This window comes from Trueperaceae bacterium, assembly GCA_036381035.1.
Taxonomy (GTDB): Bacteria; Deinococcota; Deinococci; order Deinococcales; family Trueperaceae; genus DASRWD01.
This window is the reverse complement of the sequence record DASVDQ010000130.1, coordinates 40,040-62,086: the sequence shown is the minus strand read 5'-3', so window position 1 is coordinate 62,086 and position 22,047 is coordinate 40,040. Positions and strand designations below refer to the sequence as shown.

General features: G+C 70.9%; 19 protein-coding genes and 1 pseudogene. 11 read left to right on the top strand and 9 right to left on the bottom strand.

Going from position 1 to position 22,047, the window contains the following annotated elements:
• On the bottom strand, window positions 1-1,508 hold a 1,508-nt coding region (gene ilvA, locus VF202_14640), incomplete at its 3' end, for a threonine ammonia-lyase, biosynthetic (GenBank protein ID HEX7041351.1).
• Window positions 1,509-1,618: 110 nt separating this feature from the next.
• Here ilvA and VF202_14635 point away from each other — a divergent pair.
• Both VF202_14635 and VF202_14630 read left to right on the top strand, forming a co-directional pair.
• Window positions 1,619-2,824 (top strand): leishmanolysin-related zinc metalloendopeptidase, encoded by a 1,206-nt coding sequence (locus VF202_14635; protein ID HEX7041350.1) that lies wholly within the window; start codon window positions 1,619-1,621, stop codon window positions 2,822-2,824.
• Between the two features lie 200 nt (window positions 2,825-3,024).
• A complete protein-coding gene (locus VF202_14630) occupies window positions 3,025-3,717 on the top strand; it encodes a hypothetical protein (protein ID HEX7041349.1) in 693 nt (230 codons plus the stop codon).
• Window positions 3,718-3,739: 22 nt separating this feature from the next.
• On the opposite strand, the gene VF202_14625 is transcribed toward VF202_14630, so the two are convergent.
• On the bottom strand, window positions 3,740-4,438 hold the full coding sequence (locus VF202_14625) for a hypothetical protein (GenBank protein ID HEX7041348.1): 699 nt from the start codon (window positions 4,436-4,438) through the stop codon (window positions 3,740-3,742).
• Between the two features lie 147 nt (window positions 4,439-4,585).
• Here VF202_14625 and VF202_14620 point away from each other — a divergent pair, with 147 nt between their 5' ends.
• The 4 genes from VF202_14620 (at window position 4,586) to VF202_14605 (ending at window position 8,567) form a co-directional block, all read left to right on the top strand.
• Complete coding sequence (locus tag VF202_14620; protein ID HEX7041347.1) at window positions 4,586-5,032, top strand: helix-turn-helix transcriptional regulator; 447 nt, start codon at window positions 4,586-4,588, stop codon at window positions 5,030-5,032.
• An 8-nt stretch (window positions 5,033-5,040) separates the two neighbouring features.
• Window positions 5,041-5,451: a VOC family protein gene (locus VF202_14615; GenBank protein HEX7041346.1), complete on the top strand. Its 411-nt coding sequence runs from the start codon at window positions 5,041-5,043 to the stop codon at window positions 5,449-5,451.
• A gap of 115 nt (window positions 5,452-5,566) precedes the next feature.
• Window positions 5,567-6,055 carry a DUF1801 domain-containing protein gene (locus VF202_14610; GenBank protein ID HEX7041345.1) on the top strand — a complete coding sequence of 163 codons (489 nt, stop codon included), beginning with the start codon at window positions 5,567-5,569 and terminating at the stop codon, window positions 6,053-6,055.
• A 97-nt stretch (window positions 6,056-6,152) separates the two neighbouring features.
• Window positions 6,153-8,567 (top strand): excinuclease ABC subunit UvrA, encoded by a 2,415-nt coding sequence (locus VF202_14605; GenBank protein ID HEX7041344.1) that lies wholly within the window; start codon window positions 6,153-6,155, stop codon window positions 8,565-8,567.
• 47 nt (window positions 8,568-8,614) lie between these two features.
• Here the strand turns inward: VF202_14605 and VF202_14600 are convergent, their stop codons facing one another.
• The 5 genes from VF202_14600 to VF202_14580 all read right to left on the bottom strand — a co-directional run bounded on the left by VF202_14600 (window position 8,615) and on the right by VF202_14580 (window position 13,919).
• Entirely contained in the window at window positions 8,615-9,784 is a 1,170-nt protein-coding gene (locus VF202_14600; protein ID HEX7041343.1) for an ABC transporter permease, read from the bottom strand.
• Window positions 9,784-10,956, bottom strand: coding sequence for an ABC transporter permease (locus VF202_14595; GenBank protein ID HEX7041342.1), 1,173 nt, complete (start codon window positions 10,954-10,956; stop codon window positions 9,784-9,786). Before VF202_14595 ends, VF202_14600 begins: the two co-directional genes overlap by 1 nt.
• Complete coding sequence (locus tag VF202_14590; GenBank protein HEX7041341.1) at window positions 10,956-11,897, bottom strand: ABC transporter ATP-binding protein; 942 nt, start codon at window positions 11,895-11,897, stop codon at window positions 10,956-10,958. Before VF202_14590 ends, VF202_14595 begins: the two co-directional genes overlap by 1 nt.
• Before the next feature lie 30 nt (window positions 11,898-11,927).
• Window positions 11,928-12,959 carry a hypothetical protein gene (locus VF202_14585; protein ID HEX7041340.1) on the bottom strand — a complete coding sequence of 344 codons (1,032 nt, stop codon included), beginning with the start codon at window positions 12,957-12,959 and terminating at the stop codon, window positions 11,928-11,930.
• Window positions 12,960-13,178: 219 nt separating this feature from the next.
• Window positions 13,179-13,919, bottom strand: coding sequence for a bacterial transcriptional activator domain-containing protein (locus tag VF202_14580; GenBank protein HEX7041339.1), 741 nt, complete (start codon window positions 13,917-13,919; stop codon window positions 13,179-13,181).
• Window positions 13,920-15,076: 1,157 nt separating this feature from the next.
• On the opposite strand from VF202_14580, the gene legP reads away from it, so the two are divergent.
• The 3 genes from legP to VF202_14565 are packed head-to-tail and all read left to right on the top strand — an operon-like array spanning window position 15,077 to window position 17,825.
• The gene (gene legP, locus VF202_14575; GenBank protein ID HEX7041338.1) at window positions 15,077-16,504 is read left to right on the top strand and encodes a Dot/Icm T4SS effector Zinc-dependent metalloprotease LegP; all 1,428 of its coding nucleotides are present in this window, start codon (window positions 15,077-15,079) and stop codon (window positions 16,502-16,504) included.
• Window positions 16,505-16,518: 14 nt separating this feature from the next.
• Window positions 16,519-17,487, top strand: coding sequence for a hypothetical protein (locus VF202_14570; GenBank protein HEX7041337.1), 969 nt, complete (start codon window positions 16,519-16,521; stop codon window positions 17,485-17,487).
• On the top strand, window positions 17,484-17,825 hold the full coding sequence (locus tag VF202_14565; GenBank protein HEX7041336.1) for a YbaY family lipoprotein: 342 nt from the start codon (window positions 17,484-17,486) through the stop codon (window positions 17,823-17,825). Before VF202_14570 ends, VF202_14565 begins: the two co-directional genes overlap by 4 nt.
• 305 nt (window positions 17,826-18,130) lie before the next feature.
• Here the strand turns inward: VF202_14565 and VF202_14560 are convergent, their stop codons facing one another.
• Window positions 18,131-19,036 (bottom strand): c-type cytochrome, encoded by a 906-nt coding sequence (locus tag VF202_14560; GenBank protein ID HEX7041335.1) that lies wholly within the window; start codon window positions 19,034-19,036, stop codon window positions 18,131-18,133.
• A gap of 67 nt (window positions 19,037-19,103) precedes the next feature.
• On the opposite strand from VF202_14560, the pseudogene VF202_14555 reads away from it, so the two are divergent.
• A pseudogene (locus VF202_14555) lies at window positions 19,104-19,301 on the top strand (Gfo/Idh/MocA family oxidoreductase).
• 62 nt (window positions 19,302-19,363) lie between these two features.
• On the top strand, window positions 19,364-19,726 hold the full coding sequence (locus VF202_14550; protein HEX7041334.1) for a Gfo/Idh/MocA family oxidoreductase: 363 nt from the start codon (window positions 19,364-19,366) through the stop codon (window positions 19,724-19,726).
• A gap of 73 nt (window positions 19,727-19,799) precedes the next feature.
• Here the strand turns inward: VF202_14550 and VF202_14545 are convergent, their stop codons facing one another.
• A complete protein-coding gene (locus tag VF202_14545; GenBank protein ID HEX7041333.1) occupies window positions 19,800-21,971 on the bottom strand; it encodes a S8 family serine peptidase in 2,172 nt (723 codons plus the stop codon).
• Window positions 21,972-22,047: the final 76 nt, after the last annotated feature.

Here is a 22,047-nt window from a genome sequence, read left to right as displayed (position 1 = left end):
CGCAGGAACAGCCGCACCGACACGTCGTCGGTGACCTCCTCGTACGGGTAGGCGAGGCCGTCGAGGGCGCGGCGCAGCTCCTCGTCCTGCGAGGGCGGCGCCTCGATGCCGGCCAGGACGTGGCCGTAGTCGGCGCCGTGGTAGCGGTAGTGGAACAGCGTGACGTTCCAGCTGGGGTGGAGGCTCTCCAGGAACCGCAGCAGCGCGCCGGGCCTCTCGGGGAACTCGAAGCTGAAGATCCGCTCGTGCCGCACGGCTCGCGCCCTGCCGCCGACGAGGTAGCGCGTGTGCGTCTTCGCCGTCTCGTCGTCGCTGAGGTCGATGACGTCGAACCCGCCGGCGCCGATGCGCTCTATGAGCTCGCGCTTCTCCCGCTGCCCCTCGCGCAGGGCCACGCCCACGAAGATCCGCGCTAGCTCCGGGTCGGCGAAGCGGTAGCTGAAGGCCGTGACCATGCGCCCGTCGAGCAGGGTGATGAAGCGGCGGTAGCTGCCGGGCCGCTCCGGCATGCCCACGGCGAGCAGCGCCTCGAGCCCCTCGCCCAGCTCGGCGCGCTCGGCCACGTGCCGGAGCCTGTCGAAGTTCAGGTTCGCGCCCGACAGGACGGCGGCGAGGCCGCCCTCGCCCGGACCGACCCGCGCGGCGTACGCCTTCAGCCCGGCCAGCGCGACGGCGCCGGCCGGCTCGGCGATCGCGCGGCAGTTCTCGTAGACGTCCTTGATGGCCGCGCAGATCGCGTCGGTGTCGACGGTGACGATCTCGTCGAGCGCGTCGCGGCAGAGCCGGTAGGTGAGGTCGCCCACGCGCCGCACCGCCACGCCGTCGGCGAAGAGGCCCACCTCCGGCAGCGTCACGGGCCCGCCGTGCGCGAAGGCCGCTCGCATCGAGGCGGCGTCCTCGGGCTCGACGCCCACCAGGCGCACCTCGGGGCTGAGGTTGCGGACGAGCGTGGCGACCCCGGCCGCCAGGCCCCCGCCGCCGATGGGCAGGAACAGCGCCTCCAGCGGCTCGGGGTGCTGGCGCAGCAGCTCGACGCCTATCGTGCCCTGGCCGGCGATGACCTCGGGGTCGTCGAACGGGTGGACGAAGGCCGCCCCGCTCTCCTCCTCGAGAGCGCGGGCGTGGACGTAGGCGTCGTCGTAGCCCTCGCCGTGCACCACGACCTTCGCGCCCAGGCGCCTTATCGCCTGCACCTTGATGTCCGGCGTGGTGACGGGTACCACCACGGTGGCCTTGACGCCGTGGCGCGCCGCGGCGACCGCGACGCCCTGGGCGTGGTTGCCGGCCGAGGCGCAGATCACGCCGGCGCGCTTCGACTCGGCGCTCAGGCCGGCGACCTTGTTGTAGGCGCCGCGGAGCTTGAAGGAGAAGACCGGCTGCAGGTCCTCGCGCTTCAGCCTCACCGGCCGCCCGAGGCGCTCGCTGAGCCGCGGCATGAGGTCGAGAGGCGACTCGATGGCCACGTCGTAGACGCGAGCCGTGAGGACCTTCCGCACGATCTCCTGCATCCGCAGACCCTAACCGCTGGAGGGGGCCGGAGTGTAAGACTCCCCGACGTTCGCCGGCCCGGCGGGGTAGCGTGGCTCGCCTGCCAGAAAGCGGAGGGAGGACCACGTAAGTGGAACCTAGTCGCGCTCGTTCGCTTGCCGCTTGCCTCGTCGTTGGCCTGGCCGTCACGGCCTGCAACACCGGCCCCGGCCCGCAGCCGCACCTGACCTTGTCGAGGACGGCGCTGGACCTCGGGGAGACGACCGAGGGCCACCAGAAGTCCGACCAGTTCGTCGTCAGGAACGTGGGCTCGGCGACCCTGAAGGTCCAGCTCTCGACCTCGGCGTCCTGGCTGACGGTCGACACCACCGCGGCCTCCTTGGACGTCGGCGAGCAGAACACCGTCACCGTCACCGCCGAGTGCCCACCGCAGGACAGCACCGTCGAGTACGACGAGACCGTCACGATCACGCACAACGAGGCCGGCGTGGGGCCGAAGACCGTAGCGGTCTCGATCACCTGCCACGACACCCTCCCCAGCGGGTTCGACATCGAGGTGAGGTACTTCGGCGCGACGCTGCCCACGCCTTCGCAGCAGGCCGTGTTCGAGGCCGCCGCGGCGCGCTGGTCGGAGCTGATCGTGGGCGACCTGCCCGACATGGTCAACGTCTCCGTGGACGGGAGCGCCTGCGGTCACCCCGACTTGGTGAACGAGGACGTCGACGACGTCGTGATCTTCGCGCAGGTCGCTCCCGACGACGGTCCCGGCAAGCGGCTGGGCTTCGCCGGACCGTGCTGGTACCGTTTCCCCACCACGCCCCACCTGCCGTTCACCGGCGTGATGTCGTTCGACTCGGCCGACATCGCCGCCCTCGAGGCGGATGGCTCGCTGCAGGCGGTGATCCTCCACGAGATGGGGCACGTGCTCGGCATCGGCACGTTGTGGCAGGGCCCCGGCATGTACCTCGACGCCCCCTGCAACTCGGCGGCGCCGCCGGCGACGAGCCGGTTCGTCGGGGCGGAGGCCAACGCGCGGCACGTCGAGGCGGGCGGCGTCCCCGACCAGCTCTTGGTCGAGACCGACGGCGGCCCCGGCACCGCCTGCGGCCACTGGGACGAGGACACCTACGTGAACGAGGTCATGACCGGCTTCCTCGACGACGGGGAGAACCCGGTCAGCGCGATCACGGCGGGGAGCCTGGCCGACCTCGGCTACGACGTCAACTACCTCGTCGTCGACGAGTACGACGTGCCGCCCGCCGGCAGCCTGCGCGCCGCCTCGACGGCCCGCCCGATCGGCCTCGTGGAGCGTCCCACGCCCATCCCGTACCGCTGAGGCTCGCACGTCTGAGGGGAGGCGCCCCGCGTCCGGGGCGCCTCCTTCCGTGTCGCGCGCCGGTGGGCGGCCGCCTGCGGCGCGCGCTCCGAGCGCCGTCGCCCTGTGCCCCCCGGGCCCGCCGGTCCGCGCCCTCGCCAAGGCGTCCGTCTCCGGGCGAGCGGCCGTGGGTGGGCGCCGCGGTTATCGTGACCGACGATATGCGCAGCAGCCCGGCCGGCTCGTGCGCCCTGCGCCTGGCCGTCGCGTTCGCCTGCCTGGTCGCCTCGTCGGCCCACGCCGAGGACCAAGGCGTGCTCCTGTTCGACACCGAGATGACCCCCATCGCGCGCCAGGGGCAGAGCGGCCTGAGCGAGGCCGAGCTGGCCGTGGTCCCGGCGGCCCTGGGCGTGGGCGCCTCGCGCGAGGACTGCGTCGCCGGCGTCGTCCACTGGCTCACCCCGACGGTCGCGTCGCGGGCGCTGGGCAGCTTCACCCGCGACGGGGCCGAGCAGGCCCTCGTGAGCGTGCGCTTCAGGCGCTGCGACGACGTCGAGGAGAGCCCGCTGCCGGGCGCGCTCGTGCTCTACGAGGGGTCCGAGGCGCTCGTCAGCATGCGGCGCCGCGCCAACGTCTACGTCGTCCAGGACGTCGACCTCGACGGGCTGCTCGAGGCCGTGCTCATCACCGACGAGTTCGGCCAGGGCTCGGTGCAGCGGTACGCCAGCCTCTGGGCCTTCGGGGGCGGCGAGCCCCGCCTCGTCTACGACTTCGGCGAGGTCTTCGCCGACTACTGCGGCTCCTACCTCGCTCACGACGACCCGATCACGCACACCCGCGTGACGTACGAGCCCGTGCCCGGCGAGCTGCCGCGCTTCGAGGTCGTGAGCCGCACCAGCCCCTGTCGCCAGTAGCGGGGCGGGGTGGAGCCGGCTACTACGTGCTCGGCTGACCGTCCGACGAGGTCTGCCCCAGCACCGCGATCGCCGCCAAGAGGAGCCCCACACCCGTCGCCGCCAGCTCGCGCAGCAGGTTGGGCGACTGGGCCAGCGCCACTCCGTCGCTCGCCATGCGTGTGTCCAGCCAGACCATCGTGCCCAGGGCGAAGAGGAGCACAGCCACGTAGAGGCCTGAGGAGACCCACAGGAACACCCCGAGCAGGGCGCTCCCGCCACCCGTGCTGCTCAGCGTGCGCCTCAAGGCTCCTTCGCGGCGCTCGTTCACCTCGTTCTTGTAGGTGAGGCCGGAGAGCCCGAGGAAGCCGCCCACGAGGGTCGTGACCGCCGCGCCGAGGCTGGACATGGTCCACCGCGTGAAGTCGCCGACGACGGGCGACCGGCACGGCTGGTCCGCCTGGCCCTGGCCCTCCCCCTGAGCCGGCGCGCCCTGACCCCGTGGCTGGCTTCCGCCCTGGCCCAGGTCCTCGTCCCGGGCCGGACCCTCGCCCTGACCCTCGTCCTGCGGCCCCTCCTGGGCGAGAGACGGCTGCGCCGGGGACGCCTGGGAGGCGGCGGCCGGCCGCGGGCACTGCCTCACCGCACCGATCATGCTCACCGCGTGCGAGAACGCGAGCACCGAGAACGTCAGTACTGCCAGGAAGCCGAGCACGGATATGACGATGCGAGGCAGGTTCATGCAGCCCCATCCCCTCTCCCCGAGGCCGTGGGCGAGACGCGGTGCAGGTTGGCGGGGTGGGAGGAGCCTAGAGCCTCGGCGTCACGATCTGCTGTGCCGGCGGTCGCTGCGCTGGACTTGGCTGGCGGTCCGTGGCACCATCGCCGCATGGCACGGAGCCCGGCCGAGGCCGACCGCCTGCGCGAGCTCGTCGTGCTGCGCCGCGTGCGCGACCGCATCGACAGGGAGTACGCCCGGCCCCTCAACGTCGAGACGCTCGCCCGCGACGCGAGCATGTCCGCCGGCCACCTGAGCCGGCGGTTCAAGGCGGCGTTCGGCGAGTCGCCCTACTCCTACCTGATGACGCGGCGCATCGAGCGGGCGATGGCCCTGCTCCGCCGCGGCGACATGAGCGTGACCGACGTCTGCTTCGAGGTCGGCTGCTCGTCCCTCGGCACCTTCAGCACGCGCTTCACCGAGCTCGTCGGCGTGCCGCCCAGCGTGTACAGGCAGCGCTTCGCCGGGCAGATGCACGGCGTGCCGCCCTGCGTGGCGAAGCAGGTCACGCGGCCGATCAGGAATCGAGAAGCGCGGGAGGCGACCCCGACCCTATAGTCGCGGGCATGGACATAACCATCCACTCCGCGATGCTCCCGCAAGACGACCCAGAGGCCGCCCTGAGGTTCTACCGCGACGGGCTGGGCTTCGAGGTCCGCAACGACGTCGAGTACCAGGGCATGCACTGGATCACGGTGGGGCCGGCGGGCCAGCCCGAGACCTCGATAGTCCTCTACCCGCCCGAGGCGACGCCCGGGCTCACCGAGGACGAGCGACGCGTCGTGGCCGAGATGATGGCCAAGGGCACCTACGCCAGCATCAACCTGGCGGCGCGCGACCTCGACGCCGTGTTCGCGCGGCTCGAAGCCAGCGGCGCCGAGGTCGTGCAGGAGCCCACGAACCAGCCCTACGGCGTGCGAGACTGCGCCTTCCGCGACCCCGCCGGCAACCTGGTGAGGATCCAGGAGCGCCGGTAGGGGCCGGCGCGAGCCCTAAGGGAGAGGCCCCGACGAGGCGCGTCCCCCGCGGCCCCAGCCGGGCGCCACGCGGGTCGCACCGCGCCCGCGCCGAGAGGTGAGCGAGGAGGACGACATGGCCGCCAAGGACGCTGTCAAGACCGCCCCGAAGCGGAGCGCCGACAAGAGGATCCAGCGCGGTGCCGGCACCGGCTTCACCGCCGAGGAGAAGGCCGCGATGAGGGAGCGCGCCGCCGAGCTGAGGGCCGAAGCGCGCCGCGACGGGAAGAGGGCCGACGGCGAGCAGGACCTGCTGGCCAAGGTCGCCGAGCTGCCGCAGCCCGACCGCGCGATGGCCGAGAGGCTCCACGCCGCCGTCATGAAGGCGGCGCCGGAGCTGGAGCCGAGGACCTGGTACGGCATGCCGGCCTGGGCCAAGGACGGCAAGGTCCTCTGCTTCCTGCAGCCGGCGGCCAAGTTCGGCACCAGGTACGCGACGTTCGGGTTCAACGACATCGCCAGGCTCGACGACGGGCCGATGTGGCCCGCCTCCTACGCCGTCACGGAGCTGACGCCGGAGGTCGAGGAGAGGCTCGCGGCGCTGGTGAAGCGGGCGGTGAGCTGAGTCCCGACCCGGGCCTCCGGGTTATGATGGCTGGTTCGCCTGGCCAAGGCGACAGGTAGCAGAGAGCGAGCCGACGACCGCGGACCACGGAGGCCAGATGACCACCGCCACGAGGACCGAGCCGGAGCGCCGTGCCGAGGACCGCCACCCGGCCGACAGGCACGACCTGATCCGCGTGCAGGGCGCGCGGGAGAACAACCTCAAGGACGTCAGCGTCGCCATACCCAAGCGCCGGCTGACCGTGTTCACCGGCGTCTCGGGTTCCGGCAAGAGCTCGCTGGTGTTCGACACCATCGCCGCCGAGTCGCAGCGGATGATCAACGAGACCTACTCGGCGTTCGTGCAGGGCTTCATGCCCGCCCTCGCCCGGCCGGACGTCGACGTCCTCGAGGGCCTCACCACGGCGATCATCGTCGACCAGGAGCGCATGGGCGCGAACGCCCGCTCCACGGTGGGCACGGCCACCGACGCGAACGCGCTGCTGCGCATCCTGTTCAGCCGCCTGGGCGAGCCGCACATCGGGCCCGCGCAGGCCTTCTCGTTCAACATCGCCTCGGCCTCGGGCGGCGGCTCCATCACCGTGGAGAAGGGCGGCGGCAAGGTCACGGAGAGCCGCACCTTCACCGTCACCGGCGGGATGTGCCCGCGCTGCGAGGGCCTCGGGCGCGTCACCGACATCGACCTCACGCAGCTCTTCGACGCCTCGAAGTCGCTCAACGAGGGCGCGCTCAAGGTCCCCGGCTACACCATGGACGGCTGGTACGGGCGCATCTACCGCGCCGCCGGCTTCCTCGACCCGGACAAGCCCATCCGCGACTACAGCGAGCGCGAGCTCCACGACCTGCTCTACAAGGAGCCGACGAAGGTCAAGGTCGAGGGCATCAACGTCACCTACGAGGGCCTGATCTCGCGCCTGCACAAGTCGACGTTCTCCAAGGACCCCGAGTCGCTGCAGCCGCACGTGCGGGCCTTCGTGGAGCGCGCCGTGACGTTCGTGCCCTGCCCGGACTGCGGCGGCACCAGGCTGAACGAGGCGGCGCGCTCGTCGAAGATCCGCGGGGTCAGCATCGCCGACGCCTGCGCGATGCAGGTCAGCGACCTCGCCGAGTGGGTCCGCGGCCTGGACGAGCCGTCGGTGGCGCCGCTGTTGGCCAAGCTGCAGGACGTCCTCGACGCGTTCGTGGCGATCGGCCTCAGCTACCTCTCGCTCGACCGCGCGGCCGGCACCCTGTCGGGCGGCGAGGCGCAGCGGACGAAGATGATCAGGCACCTGGGCTCGGCGCTGACCGACGTCACCTACGTCTTCGACGAGCCGACCGTGGGCCTCCACCCGCACGACGTCCAGCGGATGAACGAGCTGCTCCTGTCCCTGCGCGACAAGGGCAACACGGTGCTCGTCGTCGAGCACAAGCCGGAGGTCATCGCCATCGCCGACCACGTCGTCGACCTCGGCCCCGGCGCCGGCTCGGCCGGCGGCGAGGTCGTCTACGAGGGCAGCGTCAAGGGCCTGCGCGCGAGCGGCACGCTCACGGGCCGCCACCTCGAGTACCGCGCCGCGCTCAAGGAGGAGGTGCGGCGGCCCAAGGGCGCGCTCGAGGTGCGCGGCGCGAACACGAACAACCTCAAGGACGTCGACGTCGACATACCCCTCGGGGTGCTGGTCGTCGTCACCGGCGTGGCCGGCTCTGGCAAGAGCTCCCTGATCCACGGCTCGGTCGCCGGCAGGGACGGCGTGGTCGTCGTCGACCAGGGCGCGATCAAGGGCTCGCGGCGCAGCAACCCCGCCACCTACACGGGCCTCCTCGACCCCATCCGCAAGGCGTTCGCGAAGGCGAACGGCGTGAAGCCCTCCCTCTTCAGCCCGAACTCGGAGGGGGCCTGCCCGAACTGCAACGGCGCCGGAGTGGTCTACATGGACCTGGCGATGATGGCGGGCGTGGTGACGACCTGCGAGGTCTGCGAGGGCAGGAGGTTCCAGGCCGAGGTGCTCGAGTACCGGCTCGGCGGCCGGGACATCAGCCAGGTACTCGAGATGCCCGTGGCCGAGGCGCTGGAGTTCTTCGGCGCCGGCGAGGCGCGCACGCCGGCCGCGCACGCGGTCCTCGAGCGCCTCGCGGACGTCGGCCTCGGCTACCTGGCGCTCGGCCAGCCCCTCACCACGCTCTCAGGCGGCGAGCGCCAGCGCCTGAAGCTGGCCACGCACATGGGCGAGAAGGGCGGCGTCTACGTCCTCGACGAGCCCACCAGCGGCCTGCACCTCGCCGACGTCGAGCAGCTCCTCAGGCTCCTCGACAGGCTCGTCGACTCCGGCAAGTCGGTGATCGTCATCGAGCACCACCAGGCCGTCATGGCGCACGCCGACTGGATCATCGACCTCGGCCCCGGCGCCGGCCACGACGGCGGACGCGTGGTGTTCGAGGGCACGCCGGCCGACCTCGTCGCCCAGCGCTCGACGCTCACGGGCCGGCACCTGGCCGCGTACGTGGGGGCGGTGGCCGGCGAACGGCCCTAGGAGCCGGGGCTCTCGGGTACGGCCGAGGGCTCGACGCCGAGGCGCCCTCACCCCTCCAGCAGCCGCGCGCGGAAGCGCCACGCCGCCAGGGCGAACAGGACGACGGCGAACGCAGCGAGCACGCCGAGGTGCGGCAGGACGTCGAGGAGCCCGCCGCCGTGGCGCAGCAGCGCGGCGTAGCCCTCCACCGCCCAGGAGTGGGGCACGACCTTGGCCACGCTGCGCATCGTCGGGCCGAAGATCTCGAGGGGCACCATCGCGCCGCCGAGCGCGGCCAGGCCCAGGCCGAGCATGATCGAGACGCCCGAGGCGGCCTGGTCGTTCGCGAACGTCGACCCCACGAGCATGGCGGCGCCGGCCGCCACGGCGGCGAAGACGGCGAGCAGCGCCACGGCCGCCGCGAGGTCGCCCCACTCGACGCCGAACAGGAGCCGCGTGGCCGCCATGATGTAAACGCCCTGGAACAGGGCGGTCGCGTAGCGGCCCAGCGCCTCGCCGACCACGATCGTCGCCGGGGACGTCGGCGAGCCGAGCATGCGCCGGCTCACGCCGAGCTGGCGGCTCTGGATCAGGGGCGCGGCGCCGGTGAGGCCGGTGAGGAACACGAAGAGGACGAGCTGGGAGCCGGCGGCGACGTCGAAGGTCTGGACGTCGTCGCCGAACGAGCTCTCGCCGACCCACTCACGGGCGACCCTCAGCGCCGGCCCCCGGGCGGCGGCGTCGTCGACGCGCGCGAGGGCCTCCTCCAGGGGCAGTCCCGCTCGGTCGGCCACGAACCGGGCGGCCCTGAGGCGCTCGGCGACGTCGCTCACGGCGGCCGCCACGACCACCTGGTACTGGCCGCCGGCGGCGCCCGCCAGGAACGTCAGCTCGGGCCCCTCGCCCGCCGCCAGGCTCTCCGCCAGGCCCGCGGGCACCACCACGCCGGCCGTCAGCCCGCCGCGCTCGACGCGCTCCCTCAGCTCGGCCTGGTCGTCCACGCGCACCACGGCCACGTCAGGACGCGCCTCGAGCGCGGTCACGAAACGCTGCGCCAGCGGCTCTCGGCCGGCGCTGACGCCGATGACCACGCCCTCGTCGCCGCCGAACGTGAGGCCGAAGATCAGGATCAGGCCGATGGGGAAGAGGAAGACGAAGAAGTAGTTCGAGCGGTCGCGCAGGAACCGCGTGAGGTTCGCTCGCGCGATCGCGAGGGCCTTGGCCACGCCCCCTGGCATCAGCGGTTCAGCCGCCTCTCGAGGGCGACCCAGCCGACGCCGCCGGCGACCAGCGCGAACGCGGCCAGGGCGAGCAGCTCGGTGCCGAGCGCGCCCACCCCGCCGCCCCCCGCGAGGTCGCCCAGGCCCTGCAGGAACCAGTGGTGCGGCGCGGCGCCCTGCAGCCAGCGCAGCAGGCCCTCCCGGGCCGGCAGCTGGAAGAACGACCCGCCCACGCTGCCCAGCGTGATCGCGATGATCGACTGGAGGTTGCCCGCCGCGTCGGCCGTGCGCGCCAGGCCCGCCACGAGCATCAGCACGCCGGCCGCGGCGGCCACGAGCGCGAGGATGAGCAGCGCCACGCCGAGCGGGTCGCCCCACTCGGCTCCCATGACCAGGGTGCTCGCCGCGGCCAGGACCGCCATGCTGAGCACGCCGATGGCGACGCTCGCGAGGACCTTGCCGAGCAGCACGGCGCGGCGCGGGACCGGGGCGGCCAGCAGCCGCGCCAGGGTGCCGTCGCGCTCCTCGTCGAGGAGCCCGGCGACGCCGAGCTGGACGATGAAGAACACGAAGAACGCGGCCAGGCCCGCGGCGTAGTAGGTCGTGACGTCGAGCTGCCGCGGCGAGGTGGGCGCGGCCGTGAGCGTCAGGGGGTCGGGCGCGGCGGCGACCTGCGCGAGGACGAGGCCCGGGACGGCCGTGACGCCCGCGTCGGCCAGCGCCGCGCTGGCCAGCCCGGCGGCGCTCAGGCGGCCGACGTACGCGGCGGCGACGCCCTCTGCCACCTGGGCGGCGATGCCCTCGTCGGGGTCGCCGATCACAGTGACCTCGGAGGGCGAGCCCGACAGCACCGCGGCGCCGAAGCCGGCCGGCACGACGATAGCGGCACCCAGGTCCCCGGCGCCGACGCGGTCGCGGGCCGCCCCTGGATCGGGCAGCTCCTCCCACGTGACGACGCCGGCCTCGGCGGCGGCGTCCAGGGCGGTGCGCATCCCGCGCGACACCAGGGAGCCGTCGAGGTCGACGAGCCCCAGGTGGGCCGTGAAGGGCGCGTCGCCGGTGACGGGGCCGAGCAGAAGGTCGAAGATGAAGGTCAGCACGAAGGGCACGAGGGCGCCGAAGATGAACAGCGAGCGGTCGCGCAGCCGCTGGCGCAGGTCCTTGGCGGCCACGAGGAGGGCGGCGCGCATCAGTCCCTCAGGGCCTTGCCGGTGAGGTGCAGGAACACCGACTCGAGGTCCGGCTCGCTGACCTCGACGCGCGCGACGCTGGCCCCGGCGTCGGCGACGGTGCGCACGATGCCTGGCAGCAGGCGCCCGGCGCCCGCCGCCATCACCTGCAGGGCGCCGCCCTTGACGTCGACCCTCTTCACCCCGTCGAGCTCCTGCAGCGCCGCCGCGGCCGCGTCGAGCTCGCCCGCGGCCTCGAGCCGCACGACGTCCTCGCCGCCGACGAGGTCGACGAGCTCGCGCCGGGTGCCCTCGGCCTTCAGCTCGCCCTCGTCGATGATGCCCACGCGGTCACAGAGCCTCTCGGCCTCCTCCATGTAGTGCGTCGTGTAGAGCACGGCCACGCCCTCGCCCGCGAGCAGCTCGACGCTCTCCAGGATCGCGTTGCGCGACTGCGGGTCGACGCCCACGGTCGGCTCGTCGAGGATCAGCAGCTTGGGCCGGTGCAGCAGCCCCACGGCGATGTTGAGGCGCCGCTTCATGCCGCCCGAGTAGGTGCGCGCCAGCGACCGTCCGCGGTCGGCGAGGCCGACGAGGTCGAGGACCTCGTCCACGCGCCGGGCCAGCTCGGCGCCCGCCAGGCCGTAGAGGCGCCCGAAGAAGGCGAGGTTCTCGCGGCCCGTGAGGTCGGGGTAGATCGCCAGGTCCTGCGGCACCAGGCCTATGGCGGCGCGCCCGGCGGTGTCCGTCGCCCGCACGGGCACCCCGTCCAGCCTGACCTCGCCGGCGTCGCGGCGCAGCACGCCGGACACCATCGAGATCGTCGTCGTCTTGCCAGCGCCGTTGGGACCGAGCAGCCCGTACGTCTCGCCCTCGTGGATCGTGAACGAGACGTCCTTGACGGCCTTCAGTTCCCCGAAGCTGCGGCTCAGGTGTGAGACCTCGAGCAGCGGCCGAGCCATGGCGACCTCCCCACGCACTCAGCGAGCACGTTATCGCGTCGCCAGCGCCTCCGCTCGGGCCAGGACCGCGCCCTCGGCGCCCAGGTCCACCGAACCTCGTGTGGCGCCCCGGTGTTCGCCGAGCAGCACCGCCGCCCGCTTGCGCGTCGGCGCCGTTGCGGCCGGGCTCTCGGCGACTAGGCGCAGCAGGGGCCACAGCTCGTCGGTAGGCTCGAGCAGGGAGGCGGTCACGAAGGCGTCGAGCGCCACCGGGACGAACCTGTGCCGGTGCGATATGCGCAGGGTCTCGACCAGGTGACCGCGCGCCGTCGTCGGCTCGTCCGCCATCGCCTCCGCCAGGAGCAGCCTGGCCCCGCCCCCGAAGTTGAGCCTGTCCTTGACCGCGATGCCCGCGTGCGCACTCTGCAGGGCGGCGTGCGCCAGACGGCGGGGAGCCCGCGTGTCGGACCCGTCCAGCGCCAGCCTGGCGCGCAGGTCTGCGCCGCCCGCCTCGTCGAGCTCGCAGAGGCTCGCGAGCGCCGCCGTTGCGCCGGCCACGTCGTCGCGCAGGTAGTGGAGCAGCGCCCGGTTCTCGAGCAGCTCGAGGCGGTAGCCGTGGACCGCCCTATGGTCCTGCCCCTCCAGCAGCGGGTGCTGGGCGAACAGGCCGGACGCGTCCAGAGCCAGGTACGACGTGTTCCGCAGGACGAGCAGCAGGGGCAGTCCGGCGCCGGCGACCTCGTTTGCGGTCTCGCGCGTGAAGCCGCCTCGGAACACCGAGAGCGCGCGCAGAGCGCGGCTCTCGGCACCGCAGAGACACTCCCAGGACCCTCGGGAGGTGGCCCTCACGCTGCGATGCCTGGCCTTGCCGGGCGTATCCGTCGTCTCCAGCAGCTCGATGCCGCGGTCCAGCTCGTCGGCGACCTGCGAGACGGTCAGCACCCGCAGCCAGCTCGTCGCCAGCTCCAGCGCCGGGAGCAGACCACCCGTCAGCCGGCAGACGCGGGCGACGCTGGAGGCGTTCGCCGCGGTGAGCGCGAAGGCATCGTGGGCCCGTGTCGCGGTATCGACGAACAGCGCCACGGAGTCGTAGTCGGCGACGTCGCCGCCCCTGAGGCGGGATTGACAGGCCCTCGACGTCGTGGAGGTTCTCGGCCGGCAGGCCGAGCCTCTCGCGGCTCGTGCCGAGCAACGTCACGCGGGGCGCCCTGTATATGAGCGCGGCGAGTACCGCCGGCACGCCCGCGAGGTGCTCGAGGTCGTCGAGGACCAGCAGCAGCTCCCGGTCCTCGAGGTGCGACGTCACCTGTCCGAGCGGGTCGCCCTGGGGACCGACGAGCATCCCCAGCGCACCGGCGAGGGCGGGAGTGACATCGTCGACCGTCCCACCCCCGCCCGCGGCGCGTATGCGACGCCCCCGGGGAACGCGTCCTGCAGCCGGGACACCAGCTCGAGCGCCGGCCGCGTCTTGCCCATCCCGCCCGGTCCGAGCAGCGTGAAGACGCGGCAGGTCGCCGTCCGCAGGCGCGCCGCCAGGAGCTCGAGCTCCGTGGCGCGGCCCACGAAGGGCGTGGGATGGGCCGGTGGACGCGGCTGCTGCCGGCCTCGGGACGGGCGCGCCGCCGCGGTCGCCGGGGCCATCGAGACCTCCCCGTTGCGCACGGCCTCCAACAGCTCGAGGGTGCGTTCCTCGGGCTCCCCGTCCATCTCCTCGGCCAGTCGGGCGCGGAAGCGCTCGAAGCTGGCCAGGGCCTCGCCTGGACCGTGGGCGGCGGCCAGCGCGCGCAGCCGGGAGCGCACGACCTCCTCGTCGAACTGGTCCGCGCGCAGCACCGGCCCGAGCAGGTCGGCGGCCTTCGCGGGGCGGCCCTCGCCGAGCCGCTCCTCCGCGAGCTCGAGCGCGGCCCGACGCCAGCGTCCGTGCAGGCTCTCGCGCTCCAGCTCGAGCCAGCTCTCGAACTCCGGCGCCTCGGGGGCGCGGAACCCGGAGAGCAGCGGACCTACGTAGCGAGCGACGGCCGCGGCGTGGTCACCTCGCGACAAGGCGTCCTGGAATGCGCGGACGTCGGTGGAGATGTCCGACCTCAGTCGGGTGGGCTCGGCGGCGAGGACGGCCGCGTGTGACAGGCGCCGCAGACTGGCGATGAGCTGACGGAGGCTGCTGCGAGCGTGGTTCTAGCCCTTGTCGGGCCACAGAGGCAGCAGGAGGTCCTCGCGCCCCACCCAGTCCCATTGTGGTGGGCGAGGTAGCAGAGAACTGCCGTGCACTTGCCGGGTGGGAGCGAGGTGGCCTCGACGCCGTCGACGACGGCCGGCGGGCCCAGGAGCCTCGCTCGGTCTACCACGGCGCAGTATATGGGTGGACTCTCGTGTCGGTACGGTCTCGCTTCGGCGAAGGCAGCTAGTTGGCACAACGACTGGAGGTATCCAGGCACGGCCAGCTTGAGTCCTCACCACACCTTCGCTGGCGGGCAGTCCTCAGGCAGGGCTGTGGACTCCTAGCCTTCTCGAAAGGTCAGTCACGCGCCCGACGGCTGGCCGGCGGTTCGCCCCAGCGCAGCACCTCTTCACCAGCTTCCGACCATCTGGGCGACATTGCCCGGGCCGACCGTGACAGACGCCGCTCGATCACCTCAATGGGCCGGCAGTTCGCGAGAGCACCAGTAATGATTGCGAGAACCTCTTCAAGCACCTCCGTACAGGCTGTCCCCGTGATGGGTGGACCTCTTCAGCGATCTCATCGTTCACGGGGCACTCGCGGTTTCGGATCGGTTCAGCGGAAGTCTTAGGTGGAGCTGTATCGCACTGACAGCTAGGCTGGCTCAGGCGACTGGCACTTGACCTTAGCTATCTTACCGACAGCACATTGGGTCGGCATCCGAGTGCCTCGGGCCCCAGCGCGACCCTGGCCATCGCGCGCATCGGTATTGATTGCACGTAGTAGATGTGCTAACGTCCCAGTAGGCATTCGCATACTGCACTAGAGCCATCGCGATCTTGCCAACCGTTCTTTAGACAATCTTTTTTGCGTCCTGATGAGCCTTCGGGTGCCCTGCGTTGCTCTCTGGCAGGGGGGAGGACCTCAAGGATTGGCCCGCGTGTAGCCAGATAGCGCTTCTGCAGCTATAGCTTCGACACTAGCCATAGCACTTTGCAACTCTGTTGTGGTGCTAGTAGTCCAGTCCGTTAGGGGGTTGGAGATGGCCCAGGGTTCGGGAAAGCGAAGCACCAAGCGGACGACGGCGCAAGACCGGGGCGAAGCGATGGGCGGTGGCGAGTTCAGGTCCGGCCCCGTTGCCGGCACCGCCTTGATCCAGGGCGTGACGTTTGCCCGCAAAGCCCTGCAGTACGCGAACGTCGACGGGTTAGCGATCTTCGAGGGCGACATCGTCTTGGGCACCGTTGAGGAAGTGGAGTCGGACGCAGGGGCCGCATTGCGTTCGATCGGGATTACCGGCCAACAGTTCCGTTGGCCCAATGCCACGATTCCATACGAGATCGATCCTGCACTTCCAAACCCCAAACGTGTGACTGACGCGATCGCACACTGGGTGGCGAACACGCGTATCAACTTCGTCGAGCGTACGCCAGCAAATTCGAACCAATACAGCGATTTCGTTCGCTTCGTTCCGGGTGCTGGTTGCTCATCTAAAGTCGGCCGGCGCGGAGGGCCACAGGACATCACTTTGGAGAGCGGATGCGGTACTGGCAACGTGATTCATGAGATCGGCCATGCCGTGGGTTTGTGGCATGAGCACAGCCGCGAAGACAGAGATGTCTTCGTAGAGATTCGGTGGGAGAACATCGAACCGGCTATGCAGCACAACTTCGCGCAGCACATAGCCGATGGGGACGACCTCGGTCCGTACGACTACGGATCGATCATGCATTATCCCCCAGACGCCTTCTCCATGAACGGCCAACCGACTATCGTTCCGCGGCAGCCGATTCCGGTCGGGGTGACGATGGGCCAAAGGTCTGGCCTGTCGCAAGGCGACATCCAAGGCGTCCATATGATGTATCCGCTTGGTCCGAGTTGGAAGGCTCTCCCGAAGGAGCCGGTGAAAGAACCCATCCAGGAACCAGTCAAGGGGCTCCCGAAGGACCCACTGGGGGAAACCATTAAGGAGATCCGAAAGGACCCGATTCCGGAGACGATCAAGGAGCTCCCCAAAGACCCGATACCTGAGACGATCAAAGAGCTCCCCAAAGACCCGATACCTGAGACGATCAAGGAGCTAACCAAGGACCCGATTCAGGACACGTTCAAGGAGGTCTATTACGACCCGACTTTGAAGGAGGCCGGTAGGGATCCGATCGAGCCGGTCAAGGGCCTGGGCTCTGACCCCCTGCCGATTACGATCCCAGGACTGGAGATCATCCTCGGCCAAATACAGCAGGGGTTGTCTCCCTTCGTCGTTGGAGCCCCCAGTCGAGCGCCCGCGGCGCTTGCCATGGCCGGCTCCGGGCTCCCCATGAACGCGATGCCTACCTACGCTGCGTCAGCGCTGGAGGGGCAGGTCCAGCAGATGGCCGAAGCACTTGCCCTTCTAGACCAGCAGAGATCGCAGCTGGCCTCGACCTACGAGAACGCGCTTGCTCAGCTGGCGATGCTAAGGCGAGGCTAGGGTTAAGTGCCCAAGTGATCCTGGTCATCTCATATCCAGAAGAGGACCACACGGTCGAAGTAGTGCGCCGGCTGGAGGCTAGAGGGCGGGACGTTGCCATACTTGATCTCGGGACCTTGCCGGCGTCGGGAATGCAGCTGACGTGGTCGGTCGACGAACGTCCCGAGTTCCTCGTCGGGGACCTGCCGGTCCAACGGGAGCTTCTCGAGGCCAAAGTGTGCTGGTGGCGACGAGTGCGTCCGTTCGTCGTCGAGCCTAGGATGCCCTCACCGCACGACAGGGCGTTTGCGGAGAGCGAGACGTCTCAGGCTGTGAACGGCATGCTCGATTCCCTACGCAGTACTTGGGTAAATGACCGGTCTGCCGATGCGGCTGCGCACCACAAGCCGTTGCAGTGGACCAGGGCCCTGGAACTAGGGTTCAAGATTCCTCGCACGCTGGTAACCAACCGTCCGGACGCGGCACGGATGTTCATCGCGTCCAATGGAGGGAGAAGGACGGTATTCAAGGCCTTCCTCGCATCGTATGAAGCGTGGCGCGAGACGCGGCTCGTCGAGAAAGAGGACCTGGAGCGACTGGAGAGTGTCCGCCTGGCCCCGGTGATCTTCCAGGAATACATACCAGGGGTCGATTTGCGTATTACTGTCGTCGGCGAGTCGATCTTTGCCGCTGAGATCGATGCCAGGAGCGCGTCCTACCCTGTAGACATGCGGATGGTGATCGGTGAGGCCGACGTCCGGCCCATAAGACTCCCACACAGCCTGGAGCAAGCCATCCTATTGCTTCAGCGCCGGCTGGGATTGACCTATGGCGCGATCGATATGCGCCGCACTAGTGATGGTGAGTACTACTTCTTCGAAGTCAACCCAGCCGGGCAGTGGCTCTTCGTCGAGCACCGAACCGGCCTGCCTATCAGCGACGCCGTGGCCGAACTCCTTGCCAAACTGGACGAATCCGGTTCGTCAATTGGCGCTTCGGCATGAGGCGAGTCTTCGGTGAACTGCTTCTGCCGGGCAATGTTCCAACCACCACGGCCAAGCTCGTGCTCGTCGAAGTCAGGGACACCACGCTCATGGACGTCGCCTCGGAAGTGGTCGCGGAGCAACGGATACAGAACGTAACGCTGGTGCCGAACGGGCGCATACGGTTCGATCTGGAGGTGCCTGAGGTGGACCCGTCCCAGATTCTGACGCTACGCGCTCACGTGGACATCGCGGGCGAGGGCCGAGTCAGTTCCGGTGACCTTCTCACCGTCACGCTAGACGAGGTACCGAGCCGAGGCGACTTCGGGCCCGTTGAGCTCTCTTTGGGAACCATCTAGCGGGTAACGCTCGACCAATGTGATGCACGCAGGGACGTCCGCGGAGCAGCGGACTCTGTGCGACTAACCATGACCAAAGGGTCGAAACGCCCTCAGCAATGCGCTGCGAGCTACCCGACCAGAACGCAGCAGCCCGCTAGCAGCTTGACTTCTGGTAGGCGAGACCAACTGGGACGGAATCGGGACTGCTCTCTCGCCCTGACTCTCGCCCAAGGCTGGCTCTTAGCTGAACAACAAGCTCCTCGAGAAGTGGAGCCTCGGCCTGGCGGCCGTTCGTGAGGGCGGACGCGAGTACACGGGCGCCCTCAGAAGCCGTTGCCGAAGCTGGACCTCACGTGGTCGACGACGGCCTCGATCTCCTCCTGCGAGAGCGAGCGCCGGAACGCCGGCATGATGCCCTCGCCCTCGCTGACGCGGCGCAGCACGAAGCCGCGGTCCGCCAGGGCGCGGTTGCCGGCGAGGCGCGGACCGATGCGCCCCTCGCCCCGCGAGCCGTGGCAGCCCGCGCAGTTCTCGGCGAAGACGCGCGCGCCGAGGGCGGCGTCGGCGGCGTCGCGTTCCCCGGTGGAGCGGTCCCCGGCCACGGCCTCGCCGGCGACGGTCGGCGGAGTGTCGGCCGCCCGGCCGGCCGTCCCCTGGTTCGCCATCACGCTGGCGACGCCGATGAAGACCGCCGTCAGGCCCGCGACCGCGAGGCCCAGCCGCGCGTCCGGGCCGGTTGGCGACGCCTGCGCGGGAGAGGCCGCCTCGTCGACCGCCAGCAGCGCTGACGACCGCTTGGCGAGCACCCAGCTCACCGCGAACAGCACGAACGCGTTGACGGCGTGGAGCGCGCGCACGGGGCCGTCGGAGCCGTGGATGAGCGCGTACTGCGCGAGGATCAGCAGGAGCGGCGCGGCGCTGAGGGCCACGAGGGCGCCGCCGCGGCGCGCCGCGACGCCGAGGACGATGAGCGCGATCGCCGCCGCCTCGATGACGTGCACGAACGCCGAGTGCCAGGCGAGGTAGCCGGGGTCCACAAGCAGGCCGAGCCCGGCGAGGAACACCTGGGTGACCACGGCGGCGCAGATTGCCGCCGCCAGCGTGGCGAGGGCGAGCAGGGCGCGGCGCGGGGGCAGGGCGACGCCCAGCCCCGGGAGGGTCGCGGGCGCGCCGGCTGACCGCGAGCCGGCGCCCGCCCCGCGTTCGGTGGGGGTCTCGTCTCCGGGCATGGTCGAGAACCTATGGCACCGGCGCCCGAGCCCGCCTCCGCCGGTCGTATGACGCCGCGGTCCGACCTTGGGTCCCGCGCGGGACCGCACGTCGTACGGCAGCTACGAGGCGCTCCTCGCCGACCCCGACGTCGACGTCGTCTACGTACCGCTCCCGAACCACCTCCACGTCCCCTGGGCGATCGCGGTGCTCGAGGCCGGCAAGCACGTGCTGGTCGAGAAGCCACTGGGCCTCTCCGTCGCGGACGCCCGCCGCCTGGTAGCGGCGTCGAACGCGCGGCCGCACCTGAAGGTGATGGAGGCGTTCATGTACCGCTTCCATCCCCAGTGGGAGCGGACCCTGTCGCTCGTCGCGGACGGCGGGATCGGCGACCTGCGCACGGTCCACTCGTTCTTCTCCTACGCGAACCTCGACCCGGCGGACATCCGCGACCAGCCGGCGCTGGGCGGCGGCGGGCTGATGGACATCGGCTGCTACTGCGTCACCAGACGGGGAGGACGACGACCACGGAGACGGTCTTCGACCGCCAGGACCAGTACCGGCTGCAGGCCGAGGCGCTCACCGCCGCCATCCTCGAGGACCGGCCGGTGCCCCTGCCGCTAGAGGACTCCGTCGCGAACCTGGCGGTGATCGAGGCGATCCGCGCCAGCGCGGAGCAGGGCCGCTGGGTCGAGGTCGGGGTCGGCTAGGACCCGCTTCCTGAGCACCCTGTCACCCTCGTTGCCGGGCCCCCGAGGCGCCGCTCCGGTTGCCCCATGCGGCTCAGAAGATCAGCTGGTAGGGGAGCGTTACGGCGTCGGTGCCCACGTTCCCCTCGCTGTCGGTGACGTTGACCCTGACCTCGATCGTCCAGTTGCCCTCCTGGTCGAACGCGTAGGTGTCCCTGGGCGTCCACGCCATGCTGGCGGCGTCGCCGACCACGATGGCCGCGTCGCTGCCGAGCTTCACGGTCCACTCGTAGGTGAGCGGGGTGTCGCCCTCGGGGTCCGCGGCCGCCGCGGACAGGGTCACGGGCTCGTCCACCGGCGGCGTGGAGCCGTCCACCGGGCTCGTGATCACGACGCTCGGCGGCAGGTTCGGCGGCGCCTCGACCACGGCGATCGTCACGCTGTCGCTCCCGGTGGCGCCCATGCCGTCGGTGCCCGTGAGCGTGAGCGTGCGCCCGCCCACGGTGTCGAAGGTCACCTGCAGCTCGCAGCCGCTGGCGGGGAAGTCGTCGTCGCCCGCGACGCTCGACGTCCACTCGAGGCTCTCGCAGGCCAGCTCCCCTCCCGGCTCGTTGCGGTCGTCGGCCGAGCCGCGCAGCACGACCGCGGCGCCCTGGAACACCTCGGCGCCGTCGGAGGGCGCGCCGATCGTCACGTCCGGCTGGTCGTTGACGACGTTGAGCACCACGCTGGCCGTGCTGCTGGCGCCGTCCTGATCGGTGGCGGTGGCCGTGATCGTCCGGGGGCCCAGCGTCGTGAACGTGACCTCGAGCTGGAAGCCGCTGCCGGCGAGCGGTACGTCGACGTCGGAGGTCCAGGTGACGGTGCAGCACGGGAACGGGTCCTCGAGGTCGGTGACTGTGGCTGAGACCGTCAGCGGCACGTTCACGGGCACGTCGCCGCCGCCCGAGAGGGTGATCGACGGCGGCACGTTGCCGAGCACCGCCGTCACCGCGGCGTAGGCGTCCACGTGGCGCTTCACCCGGTCGTCGTTGTTCGGGTGGGCATTGTCCATCAGCGCCGACTCGACGTCGTCGGCGCTCTGGCCCGGGTCGGCGGCCCATATCAGGGCGGCCACGCCCGCCACGAACGGCGAGGAGAAGCTGGTGCCGTTCTTCACGCGTGCGCGGTTGTCCGGCGCGTCGGGGTCGGGTCCGAGCCACAGCGTGTACGGGGCGAAGATGTCGACCTGCTCGCCGCCGTAGTTCGAGCCCTGAGCCTTGAACGTCGAGTCGCCCTCGAGCCCGCCGACGCAGATCACGCCGCCGTTCTCGCAGGGGGTCACCCACGTGCGCTCCCAGCAGACGCCGAGCGTGCAGCCCTCGCCGTCGACGTTCTTCCCCTCGTTGCCGGCGGCCGCGAACAGCAGCATGCCGGTCTCGCGGAACGCGATCGTGGCGGCCTCGAACGGCAGTACGCTCCAGGCCAGGTACCACGGCACCGGCGCCGAGTAACTCATGTTCGCGATGCGTGCGCCTAGGACCCTGGCCTCGCCCAGCGCCGTTATCGAGGTGAAGAAGTCGTAGAGCGTGAAGACCAGGACCGGCTGCGCGACGGGCCCGCCCGAGCCCGCCGAGCCGAAGCCGTTGTCGGCCACGGCCATGGCCGCGCTCATGACGTTGGTGCCGTGCCAGGGACAGTCGCTGCCGCCGCTGCACGACAGGAGGTTCTCGGTGCCGATGGCGTCGTTGAGGGGGACGTTCGAGATCGCGTCCCAGCCCGAAGGCGTGTCGTCGTCGGGCTGGAAGCCCATGTCGAGGACAGCCAGCTTGACCCTGTTGCCGAGCCTCCCGGCGAGGTCGAGCGCCCGCCACGCCTCGGCCACGCCTATCTCCTGCTCGGAGAACCGGGCGTGCGAGGGCCATGTGAACGCGTCGGGGTTGTAGGCCACCCCGGCGAGCGTACCGCCCGTGGGCGCCTCCATCGAGGTGCGGTCGGTGAACGGACCGTCGCCGCTGCCGACCCAGTTGATGCCCACGTCGAGTCCGTCCGCGGCCTCCGAGCTCGTGAGGCCGAGCAGCTCGAAGCCCTGCTGGCTCGACACGCCGTGCCTGCCGGTCGCGTGCGCGTCGAGCTTCCTCAGGTCCTCCGCCAGGCTCGCCGCCGGGTCGTCGACGCTGGAGGTGTCGACGCGGACCAGGTACTGCGTGGCGAGGCCCTGCACCCCGGACGCGCTCGGGTCGAAGGTGCGCTCCCGGTCGCAGGCGCAGGTGGACGGCCTTGCCACGACGGTGATACGCGCGGGCCATGGCGTTCCTCCTGGCGACGTTGTGACGTCGCGCCAACGCTACTCCCGCGCTTCA

Excerpts from the sequence above, each read along its gene's own strand:
- VF202_14630 (HEX7041349.1), top strand. The coding sequence starts at position 3,025 with ATGCGCAGCAGCCCGGCCGGCTCGTGCGCCCTGCGCCTGGCCGTCGCG.
- VF202_14625 (HEX7041348.1), bottom strand. The coding sequence starts at position 4,438 with ATGAACCTGCCTCGCATCGTCATATCCGTGCTCGGCTTCCTGGCAGTA.
- VF202_14620 (HEX7041347.1), top strand. The coding sequence starts at position 4,586 with ATGGCACGGAGCCCGGCCGAGGCCGACCGCCTGCGCGAGCTCGTCGTG.
- VF202_14615 (HEX7041346.1), top strand. The coding sequence starts at position 5,041 with ATGGACATAACCATCCACTCCGCGATGCTCCCGCAAGACGACCCAGAG.
- VF202_14610 (HEX7041345.1), top strand. The coding sequence starts at position 5,567 with ATGGCCGCCAAGGACGCTGTCAAGACCGCCCCGAAGCGGAGCGCCGAC.
- VF202_14605 (HEX7041344.1), top strand. The coding sequence starts at position 6,153 with ATGACCACCGCCACGAGGACCGAGCCGGAGCGCCGTGCCGAGGACCGC.
- VF202_14600 (HEX7041343.1), bottom strand. The coding sequence starts at position 9,784 with ATGCCAGGGGGCGTGGCCAAGGCCCTCGCGATCGCGCGAGCGAACCTC.
- VF202_14595 (HEX7041342.1), bottom strand. The coding sequence starts at position 10,956 with ATGCGCGCCGCCCTCCTCGTGGCCGCCAAGGACCTGCGCCAGCGGCTG.
- VF202_14590 (HEX7041341.1), bottom strand. The coding sequence starts at position 11,897 with ATGGCTCGGCCGCTGCTCGAGGTCTCACACCTGAGCCGCAGCTTCGGG.
- legP (HEX7041338.1), top strand. The coding sequence starts at position 15,077 with ATGGCCCAGGGTTCGGGAAAGCGAAGCACCAAGCGGACGACGGCGCAA.
- VF202_14565 (HEX7041336.1), top strand. The coding sequence starts at position 17,484 with ATGAGGCGAGTCTTCGGTGAACTGCTTCTGCCGGGCAATGTTCCAACC.
- VF202_14560 (HEX7041335.1), bottom strand. The coding sequence starts at position 19,036 with ATGCCCGGAGACGAGACCCCCACCGAACGCGGGGCGGGCGCCGGCTCG.